The organism is Mycolicibacterium wolinskyi, from assembly GCF_002101965.1.
GTDB lineage: Bacteria > Actinomycetota > Actinomycetes > Mycobacteriales > Mycobacteriaceae > Mycobacterium > Mycobacterium wolinskyi.
This window is the reverse complement of sequence record NZ_LQQA01000013.1, coordinates 86,390-105,710: the sequence shown is the minus strand read 5'-3', so window position 1 is coordinate 105,710 and position 19,321 is coordinate 86,390. Positions and strand designations below refer to the sequence as shown.

The window sequence follows — 19,321 nt, the reverse complement described above, 5'->3', positions numbered from 1 at the left end:
CGGAAGGGGGAGACATGTCAGCCAGCCGTACTGTCACCCGCGCTGTCAACGCGGTGCTCGATCTCGCGCCGCGACGAGGTGAAGTGACATTGACCCGCCTGGTCGATGCGGTCAGCGAGGACCGTGGCAGACCGATCGAGGTCACGATGGCCGAACTTCCGCCCGGTGTGTGTGGGCAGTGGCGTCAGTACACCGACCACGACGTCTTCCTCATCCAGCAGGGCCTGCCCGCATGGGACCGCACGCTCGCGCATGAACTCGGGCATCTGGTGCTCGGCCACGAGGGCATCTCGATCGTCGACGCCGCACAGGAGACCGTCGAGGTCGCCAGCTCGGATCTGATCAGCTACATGCTCAATCAGCGGACCGGGTGCATGGGTCCCAACGGCGAGGACATCGAGCAGGAGGCCGAGGACTTCGCGGCCCTGCTGCTGTACCGCCTCGGCCGGTTACCCTCCGACCGGTCGTCGATCGTGCAGGTCCGCCTCGGAGAGGCGTTTGGTTGATCATCTGGGTGATCGCCGGGCTGCTCGGCCTTGCGACCGGGCTGCGGATCGGCTGGGCGCTGGTCAACAAGCAGTCCTTGGTGAGTTCGGCCATGATCTTGGCGCTGGGCAGCCTCGGCGTCGTCGCCGCGCTCAACTGGCAGCCGCTGGCGCTGCTGCTCGACACCTTGCTGCGGTGGCCGAACATATCGATGGGCCTCAGCCAGGTCGCCTTGATCGCGTGCGCGGCGGGCAGCTGCGTCATGATCACCACCGCATCCTCGGAACGCACGCCGGCAATCACCCGGCGGATTGCCATGGTTCAGTACGGCATCGCCGGTGTGGTTGCGGTGATCAGCCTCGTGATCTTCTTCCTGGCCGGCAAGCAGCCCGAGATGTCACCCGAGGAGTTCTTGCGGCGCGAACTCGGGTCCAACGGCTCGTCCTGGCTGCTGCCGTTGCTGTACGTGCTTCTGGCGCTTACCTTGGTGGCCTGGGCGGGGCTGCGCTACTCGAATCGCAGCCGCCGGGGGCGTGCGCTGTTCGTGTTCACCATCGGAATCGTTCTCATCGTCGCTGCCAGCGCGTTCTTCGTCCTGCGGGCAGTCGGGCAGACGCGCTCGGTCGGCGTCGGGACCGCCGCCACGCTGCTGGGCTGCGCGATGGTGATCGTGGCCGCGGGTTCGCTGCTGCCGAGTATCGAGGACTGGTTCGGCGCCCGCCAGGAGTTGCGGACGATCGCACCGCTACTTTCCGAGCTCGGTCGTCGGCATCCCGACGTCGGCATCGGGGTGCGCCCGCGCGGTCCGTTGGTGTTCCGGGTCGCCGAGCGGATGTCGCTCATCTCCGACTCGCTCTACCTCGAGGCGACGGCCGCCGAGAACAAGCGGCGCAAGGCCGGGGGCACGCAAGGATCGTCGGCCTCCGAGGGCAACGCGCCGGTGCTCGATGCACCTGCGGTTTCCCCGCGTAAGCAGGCCCGCGCGCTCGCGCAATGGATCTACGACACGCGCGAGGAAGCCGCAGATGACAGGGCACTGTCGGCGTTCCCCGGGTTGAACTGGCTCAGGCAACCGGCGTCGTTCTCCGACCGCGAATGGATCTTGGCGATCGCGCAACAATATCGCGAGCTCGACCGGGGGCAGAAGCAAACGTAGGCAGGGACCCGTTCGGATCCCTGCCTACGCGTTGATGCTGTTGTTGTGGCGGATCAGCTGTCGAGATTCTCGCGTCGGCGCAGCTCATCGACCTTTTGGGCGAGATCCTGCTGAGCCTCCGGAGAAAGCCCGACGGTGCGGGCGGCGATGCGGCGAACCCCTTCGTCCCGCATGCTGGCCAGCCAGGTCAGTTCCTTGTCGAGCTTCTCGTAGTACTCGTCGTCGGTGAAGTACGCCGGTTTGATCCGGAAGAAGTTGGCAAGTGCGGCCATGGTTGCCGCTGACGGGTTGGTGCGGTTGCCCGACCGTAGTTGCGACAGGTACGGAGCCGACATGGTGATGCCCTCGGACTTGAGCGCAGCAATCACCTCGGCCGAGGTGTGGGGTCCGCGCCCAGGTGGATAAACCGTGTCAAACAGGCGGTTTAGACGGGCGGCGAACGTCTTGCTCATCGATTTGACCTCCACATGCATCATGAGCGGAACGAAAAGGCGGCGTATTTGCTGACCATCGTAGCGAGTGTTGTGACGACAACCAAGTGCAAACCGCGTAAAAGTTAACCTTCCTTCGTGTTTTGACCAACATGGCCACTGAAACCCGCATCTTCGCCGGGCTCAGACGGCGGGATTGCACCGGGTGGCAAGGCAAATAGTGACGGTCGCGTTGTATTGAGCCGGATGAGCTGCGGTCACCCCGCCAAGCAGCGACTTTCCTGTTCCCTGCGGGCAACGGAGACGTGTGCGGTACTTGCTCGATCAGGTATTTGCTAGAGCACAGACCTCAGGAGTCGCGCGCAGCGTCTGGCGTCGTTGTGGGTCAACGTCGTGCACACTACCGCTGCCGCGGGCGAATGCAAATAACGTTGGCGTCAAAGGATAGCCACGGCGTGGTCAGGCGGATTCTGGCGACGATTCAACGCGGGATTGCCGGGCGGATTCGTTCGCGCGCGTACGGCGTAGCCGCACCAGACCGGCGCCAATCGCAGACAAGGCGACGGTTACGGTCACCGCGATGGCCACCGGGCGCAGTCCGAGTGCCGCGTCGAACAGCATCCACAGACCGAAGAGCAGGAACAGCACACTCGCGAGGATGTGGAGGAACCGCTCGGGCAGCCGTGTGTGCAACAGTGCCCCGGCCGCGATGGCCACGCCGTCGGCCAGCACCATGCCGAGGGTCGCGCCGAGCCACACGCCGGCCCAGTTGTTGTCGCTCGCGAGCGCCACCGTGGCCAACATGGTCTTGTCGCCGAGTTCGGCGAGCACGAAAGACGAGATCACGGCGAAGAGCACGTACCGCGGTTCGGCGACCCGCACGTTCTCGTCGTCGCCGCCGCTGCGGCCCTCGCGCCAGGTCCACACCGCGAAGAGCAGAAATGCGATCGCCGCCGCGAACGCAATCGGCTTCTCCGGCAACGTCAGTCCGAGGAAGTGGCCGATCGTGACCGAAACGCCGTGCACCAGGAACGCCGCGATGCCGACGCCCGACAGCACGACCCACCAGCGGTGACGCAGCGCGTAGGTCATGGTGATCAGCTGCGATTTGTCGCCGAGTTCCGCGACGAAGACGACACCGAGGCTGATGAGAGTTGCGGCGAGCATGACGACCTTTCGACACATCGCCGATGCACTGTGGAGGCGGTGCATCGACACACGGTCGAAGGTCTCGCCCACCGCGGATGCGGTTCGCCGGCCGGGCTGGACGCCAGTATGTCGACACGACGATTGAGGGCTACTCCCCTTCGCTTACGCAATCGACCATATCGACCTCAGGCCGAATTGGCTAGTTTCCCTATCTATTTCGGGTAGCCGTATTCTGCGTTTCGCAGAACCCTCATGCGGCGAGCAGCATGGCCAGGATCGCCGTGTCGGGATGGCTGATCGGATCGACTCCGACGCGGCTGACCATCGAGGTCACGGTGCCGTCGGATTCGGCCTCCACCCACGCCGCGCGGTGCTCCAGACCGAGATGCGGCAGCCCGGGCAGCAGCACGCAGCCCGATGCCGCGCCGGTGCATTCGGGCAGCGACGGCGTGGTCTCCGACGGCGGATGCAACATCAGCAACGCGGGCGGCTGGTGATCGGCGAAGTATCCCGGCGGTACCGCTTCCTCACCGACCACGGGTCCCTCGGCCATCACGAGGCCGACGGTGCCGGGCTGCGGCTGATCGGGAAGTTCTTCGCGAACACCGAAAATTGTTGTGGTGGACAGCAATCCCGGCAGCGAAGCGATGCGGACCGTCACCATCAGCAGCTGTGCCCACTCTTTGGTGGAATCCGGCCAACGGCCCGACACGACAAAACCCTTGAGTGTTCCGCCCGAATGAAAAGGGGCGATCTCGATCGCCCGACCGGACCCCGTATCCATTTCGCCTCCGGGACATCGGTGTTGAGCTTCCCGCTCGACACGTCTGTGAGTCGATCAGATCAGCATGCGACAGCTTTGCGAGGCGTGCAAGGCGACACGGCAGGCCCGAATACGAGGGCGGGGCGCCGCGCGAGTTCGCACGACGCCCCTTGTGTAGAGATCGGAAAGTTGGGATCAGATACCGATCCGACCCTCGGACCGGATCAGCCGAAGATCAGGCCACCGGTCTTCGACGTGGCGGCCGCATAGCGGTTCTGCACGTCTTCCCAGTTGACGACGTTCCAGAACGCCTTGACGTAGTCGGCCTTGACGTTCTTGTACTGCAGGTAGAAGGCGTGCTCCCACATGTCGACCTGCAGCAGCGGGATGATGCCGAGCGGCACGTTGGCCTGCTGGTCGTAGAGCTGGAAGGTCAGCAGCCGACCGCCGAGGCTGTCGTAGCCGAGCACGGCCCAACCCGAGCCCTGCAGCCCGTTGGCCGCGGCGGTGAACTGGGCCTGGAACTTGTCGAACGAACCGAACTGGTCGTCGATCGCGGCCGCCAGATCGCCGGTCGGCTTGTCACCACCGTTGGGGGACAGGTTCTTCCACCAGATCGAGTGGTTGATGTGGCCACCGAGGTGGAATGCGAGGTTCTTCTCGTTGAGGAAGATCGCCGCGTGATCGCCGTTGGCCCGAGCCTCTTCGAGCTTGGCGACCGCGTCGTTGACTCCCTTGACGTAGGTGGCGTGATGCTTGCTGTGGTGAAGCTCGTTGATCTGTCCGGAGATGTGGGGCTCCAGCGCTCCGTAGTCGTAATCCAGGTCTGGCAGGGTGTATTCAGCCACGAGATTCCTTCCTCATATCGATCGATGGAGCTTGGCGTCCTCAGGGGATCCTCAAGATCAACCTCAACATTGCTCCATCGCAGCGCGCACCGCAAGGACGCGCCTCACCACCCCCACGTATACCCGACGGGGCTGCGATCAGAACCAGACGATGAGCGCCAGGATGCCCAGCAGAAGCAGGGCGATGATGCCTGCGCGGAGAAAAGCCATCATCTGGTTACGGGTGTGCAGATGTCCCGACGACTGCCATTCAGGTTGTGGTAACGCTGATCCCGGTCCCATCGGATGCGACGCCATCAAACACTCCTGACCTGCACGATCAATGTCTGGCCCCCAGTGAGTTCTGTCACAACATCTGGTGTGACCGCGATCATAGCCCGTTAAACGGTCAGGAAGAAATCGGCCCCGATGCGCCGAGCGGACCAACCCGCTGCGGGTGGGAATCATGTTGATTGCAACGTCGTTCGAGTGGGTATCAGTGTCAGCACGCCGCACGGCGGGTGCTTAGCCCGCCGAGAAATTTCGCTCGGGCCGCTGAGACGTTGTTGATCGCTGCCCATTTGGGGACCCGGTTATCCACAGGGTCCGACAGCAAGCACACAGCTGAAGCCCATCAAGCAATATCTGCGCAGGTGTCAGCCTGTGGATGAACCTGTGGAAACTGTGGATAGCCGCGCATTGCTGGCTCTGTCGAGTGCCAGGGGTGGGTGCGCGGACGAGGGGTGCGTGCGAGCATGGACGCATGGACGATGTGGAAGTCGCGCAGGCCGACATCGCCGCTGTTCCCACGACGTTCGACGAGTCGGTGGTGCTGCTCGACGTACGTGAAGACGACGAATGGCAGCGCGGTCACGTCGCCGGCGCACAGCACATCCCCATGGGGGACGTGCCGGCCCGCATGGCCGAGATCGATCCGGATGCCGAGCTGTTCGTGATCTGCCACGCCGGCGGGCGCTCGCTGCGGGTCGCGCACTACCTGGCGCGCAACGGCTACACCCCGATCAACGTCGACGGCGGGATGCTCTCGTGGGTCGGTGCCGGACGGCCCGTCGTCACCGACGACGGCAGTGCGGGCAGCCTCTGACCGGCTGGCGCGCAGACAGCCCGATGACCGTCGCTAGGCTGGTCAGATGATCCAGGTGTGTTCGCAGTGCGGGACGCGCTGGAACGTGCGCGATCGGCAGCGGTCGTGGTGCCCTCGGTGTGGCGGCACCCTGCTCGCGCCGTCGACCGAACAGCAGTGGGCGGCCGACGCCGGCTCTCGGGCGACTCCGCCGCGGCTGGCACCCGGCTACCGCTGGATCGCGGTCCGGCCCGGCGCCCCGCCGCCGACCCGTCGCCAGCGTCGGCCACTCGGGCCGACCCCGCGGTACCGGACGATTCCGAGTTGGGGTCTGCAACAGCAGTTCGAGGTCGCCGATCACGAGACGGTGGCCAAACGGCGCGGCCCCGGCCCCGACACGGTGCGGCTGGTGCTGATCCTGGCCATGATCGCGCTGGGCATCGCGGCGGTCACCCACATCGTTCGGTACGCCCTGTTGCTGATCAACCGCAGCGTGCTGCTGCATCCGGTGATCGCTTGGACAGGTGTCACCATCGGCCTGCTGGCGAGCCTCATGGTGCTGGCCGTCATGTTCATCACCGTCGTGTTGCTGGTGTACTGGCTCGTCGATCGTCGAAGCGCGGCGTATGCCCAGCGCGGACAAGACGATCCGCGAGGCGCGTGGGAACTGTGGATCTGCTGCCTGCTGCCGCTCGTGAACCTGTTCATGGCACCGGTGTTCGTGCTCGAGCTCGCATCCGCGGAAAACCGGCTGTCACAGCTGCGCAGGCCCATCGTGGTGTGGTGGATCGTGTGGGTGCTCAGCGCGGTGGTGGCGGTGTGGTCGATCGTCAGCACCTTCGTCGTCACGTTCTTCGCCAACAACCCGCAGAACATCGCTGACAACACCGTGACCGTGACGATCGGCTACCTGCTCGCGCTCGCGGCCGTCGTGCTGATCACTCGCGTGTTCAACGGCTTCGAACGCACCGCGACGGCCCACCGCAGCCTGCACCGCTGGGTGGTGGTCGATTCCGGATCGACGCAGCCCGGCCGCCCGGCCCCCGTCGCGGAGGCCGACGGCGCCGATCAGCCGAAGAGTGGGCCCGAGCAGCAGGATCGACGCGAATCCTCCGCTCCGGTTGAGTCCGAAGGGCAGAACCCGGCAGCATAGCCATATGAACGTGGGCGACGCCGGAGCCGCTGGGCAGGCGACACCGGGCCCGGGACATCCGTTCGTGGTGGCCCATCGGGGAGCGTCCGCAGACCGGCCGGAGCACACGCTCGCCGCCTACGACCTGGCGCTTCGCGAGGGTGCCGACGGAGTCGAATGCGATGTGCGGCTGACGCGGGACGGGCATCTGGTGTGTGTGCACGACCGTAGGATCGACCGGACGTCGACCGGCTCGGGACTCGTGAGCGAGATGACGCTCGCCGAACTCCGGAAGCTGGATTACGGGTCGTGGCATGCCAGTTCGCGCGTCGACGGCGGCAACGGCGAGACGGGTCTGCTCACGCTCGACGACCTGGTGGCCCTTGTGTTGGACTGGAACCGGCCCGTCAAGCTGTTCATCGAAACCAAACACCCGGTGCGCTATGGCGCACTCGTCGAGAACAAGGTGCTGGCGTTGTTGCACCGCTACGGCATCGCGGCGCCGCCGTCGGCCGACCTGTCCCGCGCGGTCGTGATGTCGTTCTCGGCCGCCGCGGTGTGGCGGATCCGCCGCGCCGCGCCGATGCTGCCGACCGTGCTGTTGGGGGAGACGTCGCGTTATCTCGGGGGGAGCGCGGCGACCACAGTCGGTGCGACGGCGGTCGGCCCGTCGATCGCGACGCTGCGGGAACATCCCGAGCTGGTCGACCGGGCGGCCGCCCAGGGCCGTGCGCTGTACTGCTGGACGGTCGATCACTACGAGGATGTCCGGTTCTGCCGGGACATCGGGGTGGCGTGGGTGGCCACCAACCATCCCGGCCGCACCAAGGACTGGCTGCAGAACGGCCTGACCGGTGCGGGCCGGGACTGAGTCGTTCTAGAGGTTCCCGCCCGCTGCCTTGGGGGCTGTGGGATCCGCGGCGCCACCGGACATCTCGCGGGCGACGAAGTCCTCTAGATGGAAGAGGTTCGCACCCGCGCGGTCGGCGATGCGCACAAGCGTCGTCATCGTCGCGACCTCTTCGACCTGCTCCTTGAGGAACCACTGCATGAACTGCTCACCGAGGTAGTCACCCTCCTCGCGGGCCACGCTGGCGAGCCGGCTGATCTGCTCGGTGACCGTGCGCTCCTGGTTGAGTGCCAGGACGAGCGCCTCGCGGGGGACGTCGAAGCGGTTGCACACGGTGTCGATACCGGGGATCTCGACGTCGATGTCGCGGTCGAGCAGGTACTGCACGAGCATCATCGCGTGATTGCGCTCCTCGACCGCCTGGCCGTAGAAGTGCTTGGCGAGCTGGGGCAGGTCGGCGCCATCGAAATAAACAGCGATCGCAATATATTGCTGCGAAGCAGTGAATTCGCTGCGGATTTGATCCTGGATCAGGGCGTGGAATTTCGTGTCGATTGCGCCGGACGTTGTCATGCGGACGAGGATATAGCAGGTCAGAACGCATTGTCAGCGAAGGTAGACCTCATTGAGGTCAGCTTTACCTAAGTCGTGTGACGGCGATTACGTTTCTTGTAGCGAATTTGCTGTTGCTAATTTAGCTTTGCCTAAGCTCAAGTGCCCGGGGTATTGATCACGTCGGGCGGGATCGTCGCATCGGTCGCCAACGCGTCGAACAGGCGGCTCGCCGCGTCGCTGTCCCACACCACGACCGCGCCCGAATCGCTACCGGTGAATTCTCCGATCGGCACCGTGGTGGTGAGCAGGTCGCCGCGCAACGCCCACGCCAGCCACGCCAGATCCCACACGTGGGCGCCTTCGTCGACCGCGATGGTGCCGCCGGCGGCGCGAGCCATCGGGTACCACCGCAGCGGGTTCAGCAACACCGAGGGACTCGCGGCCCGGTGCAGCAGCGCCGACATGAACTCGCGCTGATTGACCATGCGGTCCAGGTCGGCGCGCGGCGTGGCCCTGGTCCGGACGAAGCCGAGCGCGCTGCGGCCGTCGAGCACCTGGCAACCGGCAGGCAGATCGATGCCTGCCAGCGGATCGCTGATCGGTTCGGCGGGACACATCGTCACGCCCCCTACGGCATCGACGAGGGCGGCGAAACCGTCGAACCCGATCTCGGCGTAGTGGTCGAGGTGCAGGCCCGTCGCGAGCTCGACGGTCTGTGCCAGCAGTGGTGCGCCGCCCAACGAGAACGCGGCATTGATCTTGTCTTCGCCGTATCCGGGGATCGGCACGTAGGAGTCGCGGGGGATCGACACCATGGTCGCCGGGGCGTCGGCGCCGATACCGGGAATGTGCACGAGCAGGATCGTGTCCGTGCGGCCGGTCCCGATGTCGCCACCCGTGGCGAGCTCCGCCTGCTGGTCGGGCGTCAGACCCTGACGGCTGTCGGAGCCGACGAGCAGCCACGTGGTGCCACGGCCCGATCCGGGACGCTCCGGATAATCGGCCAATGCCGGTATGCGCCGCAGCGAGGTGTCTATCCACACGCCGCCCGCGATGATCGCCAGGACGCCGAGCATGAACAGCGTCAAGATGATCCGGCCCCATGGACGCCGTTTGCGTGGCTTGCGCACGACGGCGGGCGGGGGTGGCTTGGAGGCCGGCCGCGCGGGTGGCGGGACCGGCCGGGGTGGTGGCTGACGCGGCGGTTGACGCGGCGGCGCCTGAACCTGCCGAGGCTGTCGGGGTGGTGGCGGCTGGCGCGGTGGCGTCGGCGGATTGGGCGGCCAGGCCGGCCGGTAGTTCGGATCGCGCCGCATCGCCTGCGGCGGTTCACCGGATGGACGGCGCGGCACCGGACGCCGCAACCGCGGGTCGGGGTGCCGGTTCTGGTCCATTCCAGCAATGTACGTGCTGACCGGGCCGGGCTACTGCAGCCAGCCGAGCCGGTCGGCCACGAGTGCGTAGCCGACGAACGCCACCGCGTCGATCAGGGCGTGGGCGATGATCAGCGGCCACAACCGGCCCGTGCGCTGCCACACGTAGCCGAACACCAGGCCCATCACGATGTTGCCCAATCCGGCGCTGTAGCCCTGGTACAGGTGGTAGGCACCGCGCAGCAGGCTGGAGATCACCAACGCGCGGGTCGGGCTCACGTCGAGTTGGCGCAGCCGCGTCAGCAGGAAGGCCACGACGATGATCTCCTCGGCCCAGCCGTTGGCGAACGCCGCACCGAGCAGAACGGGAATCCGCCACCAGGTGTCGTAGAGCTCGGCCGGTTCGACGTTGGCGCTCAGCCCGAGTACCCGGGCGATCACGTAGAACGCGAGCCCGGGCAGACCGATCAGGGCGGCGAGGCCGAGCCCGCCCAACCCGTCGGCACGCCACTGCGGGCGGGCCAAGCCGATGGCCGATGGTCCGAAACCGCTGCGCCACAGCAGATATATCGCCAGCGCACCCCATGCGAGCAATTGCAGGATGCCGGCCAGATGCAGGCCAAGATCGATGAGGTCGAACGGGGAGCGGCGGGGATTGAGTGCGACGGTCTGACCGGACAACCCGAGCAGCACGCCTTCGGTGAGCTTAAGCAGCGCGGTGTAGGCGCTGAGCCCGAACGTCACCGCCAGCACGACGGCGATCTCGATCTTGAGGGTTCGCCGCTGCGGCTCGAGCTGTTCGTTGGGCCCCGTCACCGGAGCTACGGTAGCGGCGCTAGATCTTGCGCGCGCGTAGCCCGTTGAGGAACGGGCAGCCCATCAGTACCCGGATCGCCTGGCTCAGCCCGGTCACGTCGTCGACGGGCTTGGCGAACGGCAGGCGCACGTCGTGGTCGCCGTTCTCGTTCTCCACGCGCAGCTGCACGCCGTAGCGGTCCAGACCCAACGGGCGTACCCGGCCTTGGCGCAGCGTCATCGGGAGCCGCGTCGCGAGGCGCTCGACGACGTCGCGGTGTGCCGACTCCATGTGCTGCAGCCAGCAGGATTCCATGGCGCAGAACGGATCGGGACGCGCCTGCAGCAGTGCGCCGAGACTCACCGACTCGGCACCCGTCGCATCGGCCACCACGACCGACTCGATCTCCAACCGCATCAACGCATACGTGTCTTCGACCGGTCCGGGTCCGGAATTCACCTGCAGCAGTGCGGGATTCGGGTCCTCGGTGGCGACGAGGTCGAGCAGCGCGGGAATCTCGCCGGACGGCACGTGCTGGAGCCGGCCGCGGATCCAGACCAGCGAGCGCACCGGTTCGCGCAGCGGCAGCGGCGCGTAGTCGGTCATCTCGAGCACGGCCTGCACGCCCGCCGAACCGGAGGACAGCACCATGCCGACCAGCGGGCCGGCCTCGGGAACGGTGATCGCGAACGAGCCGTCGTCGAGCAGATGATGCACGGGAGACTCGACCGGCTCGATGCCCTCGACGGCGAGCATGGCGCCGCCGCCCCGGGCGCACGCGCTGCGAATCCGCTCGGCTGTCGTCGGTGCCGCTACTGCCATTCTCGCCGCCTTCCGCTTAGGTGAGGTAAGCCTAACTTAACTGGACGCGCGAACGGCGCGCAAGGCTTACCGAAGGTGCGACCGGGCCGATGAGGCCGGCGCCGGACGGGGTTGCCGTTAATGTTGACGGGGTGCAGCGCATCGCCTACCTCGGACCGGAGGGAACCTTCACCGAAGCGGCGTTGCTGCAGATGGTGGCGCAAAACATGGTGCCCGGCAGCCAGGGCAGCGACGGCGGATTCACGCCGGTGCGCACCGACAGCACACCGGGTGCGCTGAGCGCCGTCCGCGACGGGCAGGCCGACTACGCCTGCGTGCCGATCGAGAACTCGATCGAGGGTTCGGTGCTGCCGACCATGGACAGCCTGGCGGCCGGGAGCCCGCTGCAGATCTACGCCGAACTGACCCTCGACGTCGCGTTCACCATCGTCGTCCGCCCCGGCCACACCGGACCGGTCCGCACGGTCGCGGCGTTCCCGGTGGCCGCCGCACAGGTACGCAACTGGCTGGCCGCCAACCTTCCCGACGCCGCGGTGGTGCCCGCCAACTCGAACGCCGCGGCCGCCCACGACGTCGCCGAGGGCCGCGCCGACGCGGGCGTGAGCACGCGGTTGGCCGCCGAGCGGTGCGGGCTGGACATCCTGGCCGCCGACGTGGTCGACGAGGTCAACGCGCGTACCCGGTTCGTGCTGGCCGGTCCGCCCGGCCCGCCGCCACCGGCGACGGGCGCCGACCGCACCTCGGTGGTGCTGCGGCTCGACAACACCCCGGGTGCCCTGGTGGCGGCCATGACCGAGCTGTCGATTCGCGACATCGATCTGACCCGCATCGAATCCCGGCCCACCAGAACTGAGTTGGGCACGTATGTGTTCTTCCTGGATTGCGTCGGCCACATCGACGACGATTCGGTCGCCGAGGCACTCAAAGCGCTCCACCGACGTTGTTCAGATGTGCGATATCTAGGTTCATGGCCCACGGGATCGGCGGCCGGCGCGCCGCCCCCGCGATTCGACGAGGCGGCCCGCTGGCTGGCCCGGTTGCGTGACGGATCGGGCGAATCATGAGCGGACGGCTCGTACTCGTCCGGCACGGGCAGTCACTGGCCAACGTCGAACGCCGGCTCGACACCCGGCCGCCTGGCGCCGAGCTGACCGACCTCGGCCGCGATCAAGCCCGGTCGTTCGCGAGCACGTTGAGCAACCGGCCGCTGATCGTCGCCCACTCGCAGGCACGCCGGGCGGCCCAGACGGCCGCGGGCATCGCCGAGGAGACCGGTCTGACCCCGTACGAATTCGACGGCGTGCACGAGGTGCAGGTCGGTGAGTTGGAGGACCGCAACGACGACGCCGCGATCGCCCAGTTCAACGCGATCTACCAGCGTTGGCACGAAGGCGAGCTCGACGTGCCGATGCCGGGCGGCGAGTCGGCCAGCCAGGTGCTGCACCGGTACGTACCGGTCGTCACCCAACTGCGGATGCGCTACCTCGACGACCATGCCTTCGACGGCGACATCGTGCTCGTCAGCCACGGTGCGGCGATCAGGTTGGTGGCGGCGGTGCTGGCCGGCGTCGACGGCAGTTTCGCGCTCGACCACCATTTGGCCAACGCGCAGTCGGTGGTGCTCGCGCCGATCACCGACGGGCGCTGGAGTTGTGTGCAGTGGGCGAACCTGACCCCGCCGTTCTACCCCGAGCTCGACGTGCATCCGGTCGAGGATGCGCTCAAGTCGAACGATCCGATGGGCTAGATCGCCGACGCGCGCAACGCTTGGTCGCGCCCGCAGGGGCAGCCGACCGCCTCGCAGTCGACGCTGAAGGCATGCGCTGCTTCTGGAGTGGTGCAGCCGTCGTCAGTGCACTCGACCCGGAACCGGACGTGATGGATGACGGTGCCGTGGCAGTGCTCCAGTCCGGCCACACACTCCGGGCACTGGAAGGTCATGGCCTGTTCATAGCACTGTGCGCCGACATCGCGCGGTTGCCGCGCGGGCCGATGAAGTACCTAGCCCCAACCGAGTTCGTGGAGACGCTCGTCGTCGATGCCGAAATGGTGGGCGATCTCATGGATCACCGTGATCGCCACCTCGTCGACGACCTGCTCCTCGTCATCGCAGATGTCGAGCAGTGCGTCGCGGTAGATCGTGATCGTGTCCGGCAGCGAGCCCGCGTACCACGAATCCCGCTCGGTGAGCGCGACGCCCTGGTACAGGCCGAGGATCTCCGGTTCGTCGGGATTGCGGTCCTCGACGAGGACGACGACGTTGTCGATCGCCGCGGCCAGCTCGGGCGGCACCAGATCCAGTGCGTCGGAGACCAATTCCTCGAACCGTTGCGAACTCATCCGCACGGCCACGGGGTTACGGCCCCGGCGGCGGAGGCGGTGGCAACACGGGCTCACCGGGCGGCGGGCCGGCCGGCGGTGCTGGCGCCGGTGCAGGCGCGGGGGCCGGCGGCGGCGGGGCCTGTTCGGGTGCCGGTGGTGGAGCAGGCGCAGGCGGTGCGCCGGGCGGCGGCGGATTGAAGGTGTTGGACTGCGCGGGCGGCGCCGGCTCGGCCGCGGTGCTCGGGGCCGACTGCTGCGGCATGTGCTCGGACTGGCTGCTCGACGATGAACCGGACGAATCCGACGACGAGTCCGAGGACGAGCCCGACGATGACGAGCCCGACGACGAGGACGAACCGTACGACGAGTCCGATGAATCCGACGACGACGAGCTGTCCGACTCGGGCATCGGGATCGGCGGCAGGTTCAGGCGCTCCTCCGGGATGTCCGGTGGCGCGACCGGCGGCTGCCCGTTGATCATGAGTGGACCTTTGGCGCTGTTGACGAGCGTGGACCAACCGCCGTTGCCGAGGGTGGCGCCGATACTGCACGACACCTGGTGGCTGCCTGCCGACCAGCTCGGCAGCGAGATCGTGCTGTAGCTCAGCGCCAGCGTGGTCGCGCGCAGCTGCACCGGAGACAGGTAGGCATCGGTCAGCTTGGTGCAGGTGTCTTTGATGAACTCGTCCTGATCGGCCTCGGCGGGCAGGCCGCCGGGGAACTTCTCGGCCAGGTTGACCGCGCCCGTGACCTCCATGGCGTGCGGGGCGGCGCAGTCGACCGGAACATCGGTCGGCTGATTGGTGGCCGGGTCGATGCCGAGGCACGTGCCCGCGGGCCAGACCTTGGACTGGTCGATGTCGGCGACCTTGCCCTGGAACTCCAACTGGCTGTCGCCGGGCCCGAGCAGCTGCAGACCGCACAACATCCGGCGCTCACCGGACTGCTTCCAGGCCTTCTCACCCGACCACAGCAGGCCGATGGTGAACTTCCCGTTCGGATCGAATTTCGGGCCCAGATAGGACTTCAGCGCCGGGGAGCACTGTTCCTGGCTGATCTGTTTGATGCGGTCCACCGACGGCGGCGCGGCGCCCGGCCCGTACTCGCTGCCGGGGAACGTGCGCATGTCGATCGACTCGGCGACCTCGAAGCGGTGCGGGTCCTTGCAGTCGACGATGTGGGCGGCGTCGGGGTTGCGCCCCGGCCAGTTCAGGCAGTCACCGCTCTTGACGTGGTCGAAGGTGTCGTTGCCCCGCGGGCCCAGCGAGATCGCGCCGGCGTTGAGTGCCGTCTGGGCGCCTTCGCTGCGCGGCAGCGCGGTGATCAGACCCGCGATCAGCAGACCGCCGAGTGCGGTCAGCAGCAGCGCACGCCGGGTCGACGCGGCCTGCAGGCTCTGCCACCAACGTCCCTCGTGCGGATCGCCGTCGGTCCGGTCGGGGAGTCGGTCGGGGTGCTCGGGTGCCTCCAACATCCGCTCCATTGTGACAGGCGTGTCAGGTGCTGTGACAAGTGAGGCGGTTGTAACGTTACGAGGTTGTGCTTGCGGGCGGTTGGCGGCCATGGCTTTCGACACCTCGGATGTACGAGGCGGCGCGCCCAAAAGTAGGGTTGCGGCCGTGATCGACCTCAGGTTGCTGCGCGAGAATCCCGATATCGTCCGCGCGTCACAGCGGGCCCGTGGTGAGGACCCGGCGCTCGTCGACGCGCTGTTGGAGGCTGACACCGCGCGCCGGGCGGCGGTTTCGGCCGCCGACAACCTGCGCGCCGAACAGAAGTCCGCGAGCAAGCTCGTGGGCAAGGCCTCGCCCGACGAGCGGCCCGCACTGCTGCAGCAGGCCAAGGATCTGGCCGAACGGGTCAAGGCCGCCGAAGCCGCTCAGGTCGAGGCCGACAAGGCGTTCACCGCGGCGCACATGGCGATCGCCAATGTGATCATCGACGGCGTGCCCGCGGGCGGCGAGGACGACTTCGCCCTGCTCGACACCGTGGGCGAGCCGCGGGCCATTGAGAACCCGAAGGACCACCTCGAGCTCGGTGAAGCGCTCGGGCTCATCGACATGGAACGCGGTGCCAAGGTCTCCGGCTCGCGGTTCTACTTCCTCACCGGCGCCGGTGCGCTGCTGCAACTGGGTCTGCTGCAACTGGCCACGCAGCTTGCGGTGTCCAACGGCTTCACCCTGGTGATCCCGCCCGTTCTGGTGCGCCCGGAAGTGATGGCGGGCACCGGATTCCTCGGCGCACACGCCGATGAGGTGTACCGGCTCGAGGCCGACGACCTGTACCTGGTCGGCACGTCGGAAGTGCCGCTCGCGGGCTATCACGCCGACGAGATCATCGACCTCTCCACCGGTCCGCGCCGCTACGCGGGCTGGTCGTCGTGCTTCCGCCGGGAGGCGGGCAGCTACGGCAAGGACACCCGCGGCATCATTCGGGTGCACCAGTTCGACAAGGTGGAAGGGTTCGTCTACTGCAAGCCAGAAGACGCCGAGGCCGAACATCAGCGGCTGCTGGGCTGGCAGCGCGAGATGCTCGCCGCCATCGAGGTGCCGTACCGCGTGATCGACGTCGCCGCAGGCGATCTGGGCTCCTCGGCCGCGCGCAAGTACGACTGCGAGGCGTGGGTGCCGACGCAGCAGACCTACCGCGAGCTGACCTCGACGTCGAATTGCACGACGTTCCAGGCGCGCCGGCTGGCCACGCGCTACCGCGACGAGAACGGTAAGCCGCAGATCGCGGCGACCCTGAACGGCACCCTGGCCACGACACGGTGGCTGGTGGCGATCCTGGAGAATCACCAGCAACCTGATGGCAGCGTGCGCATCCCCGCCGCGCTGGTTCCCTTCGTCAGAACGGAAGTGCTTGAGCCATGATCGATATCGACCTCGCTGAAGTGCGTAACTGGTTCGGGTTCGGGGTTGCCGGGAACTTCGCCGGCCATCTCGAGCAGGCGGGAGAGGCAGGCGATTTCGTCAAGGTCGTGACGGAAGGCTATGCGCCCAAAGGGATCTTCCCGTGGTACGCACCCGGCCGCGACGACTTCCTCGGCGAGTTCCCGTTGTCGAGCGACACCATCCTGCTGCCCGCGACGGCGGAGGGTGACGGCCCGCTCAATCTGCAGATCGAACCCGAGGTGGGGGTGGCCTGCCACGTGGTGTGGAACGGCGACACCGTCGTGCGGCTGGAACCGTTCGCGCTCGGTGCGTTCAACGACTGCTCGATCCGCAGGCCCAACGCCCCCAAGATCAGCTACAAGAAGAACTGGGGCCCGGCGTCGAAAGGCGTTGCCTCGCAGTTCTTCGAGATCAGCGATCTGACCCCGGACGGCCCGACCGCCGACATGCGGCTGGTCTGCTACCTGCGCGAGGACGGCGGCCAGCAGCACGCCTACGGCGTCGACTCCCCGCTCGTCGGCTACTCGTACTACGGCGAGGTTCTGCTGGATTGGATCGTCGAGCGGCTGGCCAACCAGAAGGGCTCGGCGGACACGCCGCTGGAGGATGTCGGTGCGCTCATGGTCGCCAGCGGGCACCCGGAGAACGTGCTGATCGGCATCGGCGCGACCCGCTATACGCCGTTGGGGGAGTCGACGTATCTCAAGCCGGGCGACGAGGCCATCGTGCGGGTCTACGACAGCGCCTCCAGCGCGGCTTCCGAACTGCGCCAGGTGGTTTCGACGGGCTAGCTGTCGAGGAGCTCGTCGAGCATCTCGGTGAAGGTGTGCGGGTCGGCCGGCGTGAACGCCGGCCGCCAGCGGGTCCCGGCGACATCGAGGGTCACCAGCGTCGAGCGCATCGGCCGCCCGACGTCCAGCGGCAGCCACCGGCGCAGATCCGAGCTGCCCCAGAGCCGGAACCGGTGCAGCAGGTTCAGCGACGTCACGGTGTAGCTCCGGACATCCCGCAGCGGGATCACCTTGGACGTGCCGGACGGAAAGTGGTAGCGGCGCAACGTGATGGCCTCGCGGTCGAGCTGGACGAGGCCGTCGTCGTAGTACTGCCGCGGCGCGCTCACAACTTGGTCGACCTCAGCTCGTGGCCCTTGGTGGTCAGGCACCGCCCGTTCTCCAAATTCCACTGCCACCCGTGCAGATTGCAGGTGAGGGTCTTGCCCTCCACCACGCCGAACTTCGACAGGTCGGCCTTCAAGTGCGGGCAGCGACGCTGAATCTCCCAGCCGTCCAACGTGATCGACGCGGAATCGTCGTGCGCCTCGGCGAACCAGCCGTCGGCGTAGGCGATGCGCTCGTCGGTCAGGCATTTGAAGAAGGTGTACAGGTACTCGTTGTAGCCGCCGACGCGCCACGCCTTGAACCGCGTCGACAGGAAGATCGTGTTGACCCAGTCGGGTTCGTTGTCGCGCAGCACGGTCCGCACGAGCTCAGGCGCGATCTCGAAGCCGTAGCGGAACTTCTCGTCCGGGATGGGTTCGCGCACAACCCGTTTCGGGAAGTCCAGCACCACGGTCTCGTTGTGGTCGCGCCCGGCCAGGCGCAGCTCGACCGGATAGCCGATGCCGTCGCAGATCTGGTCGGTCTGGCTCATGATCGGCTCGAACATCGCGCGCAGCGGCTCCAGCAGCGGCTCCCCGGCCGACGGCGCCCAGCTCGCCTTCTCGGCGGCCAGCACCGGCGCCATCCGCTGCGCGTACTCCTCGATGTAAGCGGCCTTACCCGTCGTGAAGATCGACTCCGGATCCTCGACCGGATGCGTCAGCGAGTTCAGCTGCGAACCGGTGAAATCGGCCGTGCTGCCGGGGATCATCAATAGGCCGCCGTCGTGGCCGTGCGTGCGCAGCTGATCGAGGAACACCATCTGGTCCGGGAAGATGTTGGCCGGATCGCCGTGGTCGTCGTTGAGATCGCGCAACGCGGGGTCCAGGAAGCACGGCGGGCCCGCCGACGGCACCACCCACGTCGCGCCGACCTGGGCGATGTACTGGCGGCAACGATCCATCTGGCGCTGGCGTTTCTGGGTGCCGAACGCCTCTTTGGCCCGTGCGGGCATGTCGTAGACCATCGGGTACCAGATCGCACCCGAGTACTGCAGCATGTGAACGTCGACCTGGCCGAAGTCGGTGTGCAGCACGTCCAGATCCACGGGCCGGGCGTCGTTCATGTTGAACACCACGGTCTCGCCGTCGTCGACCACGAGCCCGGAGTCGCCGATCGGGCCGTCGGCCGGCGCCCGCAGCGCGATGATCATGATGTCGAGGTCGCCCTTGGGCCCGCTCACCCGGTGCTTGACCGAATCGGTGGTCTCGAAGAACTTGGAGAAGCCCAGCTTCTCGAGCTCGCGTCGCAGGTCGGGAACCGGGTAGTCCGGCAACAGCACGACGGCGTCCTTGTTGACGTGGCGGCGCAGGTTCTCCGGGTCGTAATGGTCCTTGTGCAGGTGCGAGACGTAGAGATAGTCGACGTCACCCAGCGCGTCCCAGTCCAGTTGGCTGTTGTCGGGAAACGGGAACCACGAGGCGAAGTACGCGGGGTTGACCCAGGGGTCGCACAGGATGCTGCCGGCCCTGGTCTCGATCAGGAAGCCGGCGTGTCCGACACTGGTGACCTGCACAAACAGCC

At 67.0% G+C, this 19,321-nt stretch carries 23 protein-coding genes; 9 read left to right on the top strand and 14 right to left on the bottom strand.

What is annotated here, in order from left to right; genetic code table 11:
* Positions 1 to 14 precede the first annotated feature (14 nt).
* Both AWC31_RS12510 and AWC31_RS12505 read left to right on the top strand, forming a co-directional pair.
* A complete protein-coding gene (locus AWC31_RS12510) occupies positions 15 to 506 on the top strand; it encodes an ImmA/IrrE family metallo-endopeptidase (protein ID WP_085144557.1) in 492 nt (163 codons plus the stop codon).
* The gene (locus tag AWC31_RS12505) at positions 503 to 1,642 is read left to right on the top strand and encodes a hypothetical protein (protein WP_085144556.1); all 1,140 of its coding nucleotides are present in this window, start codon (positions 503 to 505) and stop codon (positions 1,640 to 1,642) included. Before AWC31_RS12510 ends, AWC31_RS12505 begins: the two co-directional genes overlap by 4 nt.
* A gap of 53 nt (positions 1,643 to 1,695) precedes the next feature.
* On the opposite strand, the gene AWC31_RS12500 is transcribed toward AWC31_RS12505, so the two are convergent.
* From AWC31_RS12500 to AWC31_RS37380, 5 genes are all read right to left on the bottom strand, one after another.
* Positions 1,696 to 2,094, bottom strand: coding sequence for a secretion protein EspR (locus AWC31_RS12500; RefSeq protein WP_067855149.1), 399 nt, complete (start codon positions 2,092 to 2,094; stop codon positions 1,696 to 1,698).
* Between the two features lie 438 nt (positions 2,095 to 2,532).
* Positions 2,533 to 3,240 (bottom strand): TMEM165/GDT1 family protein, encoded by a 708-nt coding sequence (locus AWC31_RS12495; protein ID WP_085144791.1) that lies wholly within the window; start codon positions 3,238 to 3,240, stop codon positions 2,533 to 2,535.
* A 232-nt stretch (positions 3,241 to 3,472) separates the two neighbouring features.
* On the bottom strand, positions 3,473 to 4,006 hold the full coding sequence (locus AWC31_RS12490) for a peptidase (protein ID WP_067855002.1): 534 nt from the start codon (positions 4,004 to 4,006) through the stop codon (positions 3,473 to 3,475).
* 203 nt (positions 4,007 to 4,209) lie between these two features.
* Entirely contained in the window at positions 4,210 to 4,833 is a 624-nt protein-coding gene (locus AWC31_RS12485; protein ID WP_067855005.1) for a superoxide dismutase, read from the bottom strand.
* A 138-nt stretch (positions 4,834 to 4,971) separates the two neighbouring features.
* Positions 4,972 to 5,130, bottom strand: a complete 159-nt coding sequence (locus AWC31_RS37380) for a hypothetical protein (RefSeq protein WP_165765953.1) — start codon at positions 5,128 to 5,130, stop codon at positions 4,972 to 4,974.
* Between the two features lie 445 nt (positions 5,131 to 5,575).
* Between AWC31_RS37380 and AWC31_RS12480 the strand changes: the two genes are divergently transcribed.
* Genes AWC31_RS12480 through AWC31_RS12470 form a run of 3 tightly spaced genes read left to right on the top strand, consistent with a single transcriptional unit; the run spans position 5,576 to position 7,899 of the window.
* Complete coding sequence (locus tag AWC31_RS12480) at positions 5,576 to 5,917, top strand: rhodanese-like domain-containing protein (RefSeq protein ID WP_085144555.1); 342 nt, start codon at positions 5,576 to 5,578, stop codon at positions 5,915 to 5,917.
* Between the two features lie 46 nt (positions 5,918 to 5,963).
* The gene (locus tag AWC31_RS12475; protein ID WP_085144554.1) at positions 5,964 to 7,049 is read left to right on the top strand and encodes a DUF4328 domain-containing protein; all 1,086 of its coding nucleotides are present in this window, start codon (positions 5,964 to 5,966) and stop codon (positions 7,047 to 7,049) included.
* A gap of 4 nt (positions 7,050 to 7,053) precedes the next feature.
* The gene (locus AWC31_RS12470; RefSeq protein ID WP_085144553.1) at positions 7,054 to 7,899 is read left to right on the top strand and encodes a glycerophosphodiester phosphodiesterase; all 846 of its coding nucleotides are present in this window, start codon (positions 7,054 to 7,056) and stop codon (positions 7,897 to 7,899) included.
* 6 nt (positions 7,900 to 7,905) lie between these two features.
* Here the strand turns inward: AWC31_RS12470 and AWC31_RS12465 are convergent, their stop codons facing one another.
* The 4 genes from AWC31_RS12465 to AWC31_RS12450 form a co-directional block, all read right to left on the bottom strand.
* Positions 7,906 to 8,451 (bottom strand): ferritin, encoded by a 546-nt coding sequence (locus tag AWC31_RS12465; protein WP_067855017.1) that lies wholly within the window; start codon positions 8,449 to 8,451, stop codon positions 7,906 to 7,908.
* 137 nt (positions 8,452 to 8,588) lie between these two features.
* Positions 8,589 to 9,827 carry an LCP family protein gene (locus AWC31_RS12460; RefSeq protein WP_420087150.1) on the bottom strand — a complete coding sequence of 413 codons (1,239 nt, stop codon included), beginning with the start codon at positions 9,825 to 9,827 and terminating at the stop codon, positions 8,589 to 8,591.
* 30 nt (positions 9,828 to 9,857) lie between these two features.
* Complete coding sequence (locus tag AWC31_RS12455) at positions 9,858 to 10,622, bottom strand: CPBP family intramembrane glutamic endopeptidase (RefSeq protein ID WP_085144552.1); 765 nt, start codon at positions 10,620 to 10,622, stop codon at positions 9,858 to 9,860.
* A 19-nt stretch (positions 10,623 to 10,641) separates the two neighbouring features.
* Positions 10,642 to 11,424, bottom strand: a complete 783-nt coding sequence (locus AWC31_RS12450) for a DUF2470 domain-containing protein (RefSeq protein ID WP_085144551.1) — start codon at positions 11,422 to 11,424, stop codon at positions 10,642 to 10,644.
* Between the two features lie 131 nt (positions 11,425 to 11,555).
* On the opposite strand from AWC31_RS12450, the gene pheA reads away from it, so the two are divergent.
* Together pheA and AWC31_RS12440 are read left to right on the top strand one after the other, a co-directional pair.
* Positions 11,556 to 12,488: a prephenate dehydratase gene (pheA, locus tag AWC31_RS12445; protein WP_085144550.1), complete on the top strand. Its 933-nt coding sequence runs from the start codon at positions 11,556 to 11,558 to the stop codon at positions 12,486 to 12,488.
* Positions 12,485 to 13,171 carry a histidine phosphatase family protein gene (locus AWC31_RS12440; RefSeq protein WP_067855029.1) on the top strand — a complete coding sequence of 229 codons (687 nt, stop codon included), beginning with the start codon at positions 12,485 to 12,487 and terminating at the stop codon, positions 13,169 to 13,171. Before pheA ends, AWC31_RS12440 begins: the two co-directional genes overlap by 4 nt.
* Here the strand turns inward: AWC31_RS12440 and AWC31_RS12435 are convergent.
* From AWC31_RS12435 to AWC31_RS12425, 3 genes are read right to left on the bottom strand one after another with little or no spacing between them, the layout of a single operon-like run.
* Positions 13,168 to 13,365 carry a hypothetical protein gene (locus tag AWC31_RS12435; protein ID WP_067855031.1) on the bottom strand — a complete coding sequence of 66 codons (198 nt, stop codon included), beginning with the start codon at positions 13,363 to 13,365 and terminating at the stop codon, positions 13,168 to 13,170. The two genes, AWC31_RS12440 and AWC31_RS12435, sit on opposite strands and share 4 nt — an antisense overlap.
* Before the next feature lie 60 nt (positions 13,366 to 13,425).
* Positions 13,426 to 13,776 carry a metallopeptidase family protein gene (locus tag AWC31_RS12430; RefSeq protein ID WP_067855034.1) on the bottom strand — a complete coding sequence of 117 codons (351 nt, stop codon included), beginning with the start codon at positions 13,774 to 13,776 and terminating at the stop codon, positions 13,426 to 13,428.
* A 4-nt stretch (positions 13,777 to 13,780) separates the two neighbouring features.
* Positions 13,781 to 15,229: a septum formation family protein gene (locus tag AWC31_RS12425; protein WP_085144549.1), complete on the bottom strand. Its 1,449-nt coding sequence runs from the start codon at positions 15,227 to 15,229 to the stop codon at positions 13,781 to 13,783.
* A 136-nt stretch (positions 15,230 to 15,365) separates the two neighbouring features.
* Here AWC31_RS12425 and serS point away from each other — a divergent pair, with 136 nt between their 5' ends.
* Both serS and AWC31_RS12415 read left to right on the top strand, forming a co-directional pair.
* Complete coding sequence (serS, locus tag AWC31_RS12420) at positions 15,366 to 16,619, top strand: serine--tRNA ligase (protein ID WP_067855040.1); 1,254 nt, start codon at positions 15,366 to 15,368, stop codon at positions 16,617 to 16,619.
* Positions 16,616 to 17,431 (top strand): DUF5718 family protein, encoded by an 816-nt coding sequence (locus tag AWC31_RS12415; protein WP_085144548.1) that lies wholly within the window; start codon positions 16,616 to 16,618, stop codon positions 17,429 to 17,431. Before serS ends, AWC31_RS12415 begins: the two co-directional genes overlap by 4 nt.
* Here AWC31_RS12415 and AWC31_RS12410 read toward each other — a convergent pair.
* Complete coding sequence (locus tag AWC31_RS12410) at positions 17,428 to 17,760, bottom strand: hypothetical protein (protein ID WP_085144547.1); 333 nt, start codon at positions 17,758 to 17,760, stop codon at positions 17,428 to 17,430. The two genes, AWC31_RS12415 and AWC31_RS12410, sit on opposite strands and share 4 nt — an antisense overlap.
* Positions 17,757 to 19,313 (bottom strand): MBL fold metallo-hydrolase, encoded by a 1,557-nt coding sequence (locus AWC31_RS12405; RefSeq protein ID WP_085144546.1) that lies wholly within the window; start codon positions 19,311 to 19,313, stop codon positions 17,757 to 17,759. The genes AWC31_RS12410 and AWC31_RS12405 overlap by 4 nt, the downstream gene beginning before the upstream one ends.
* Between the last annotated feature and the right edge of the window lie 8 nt (positions 19,314 to 19,321).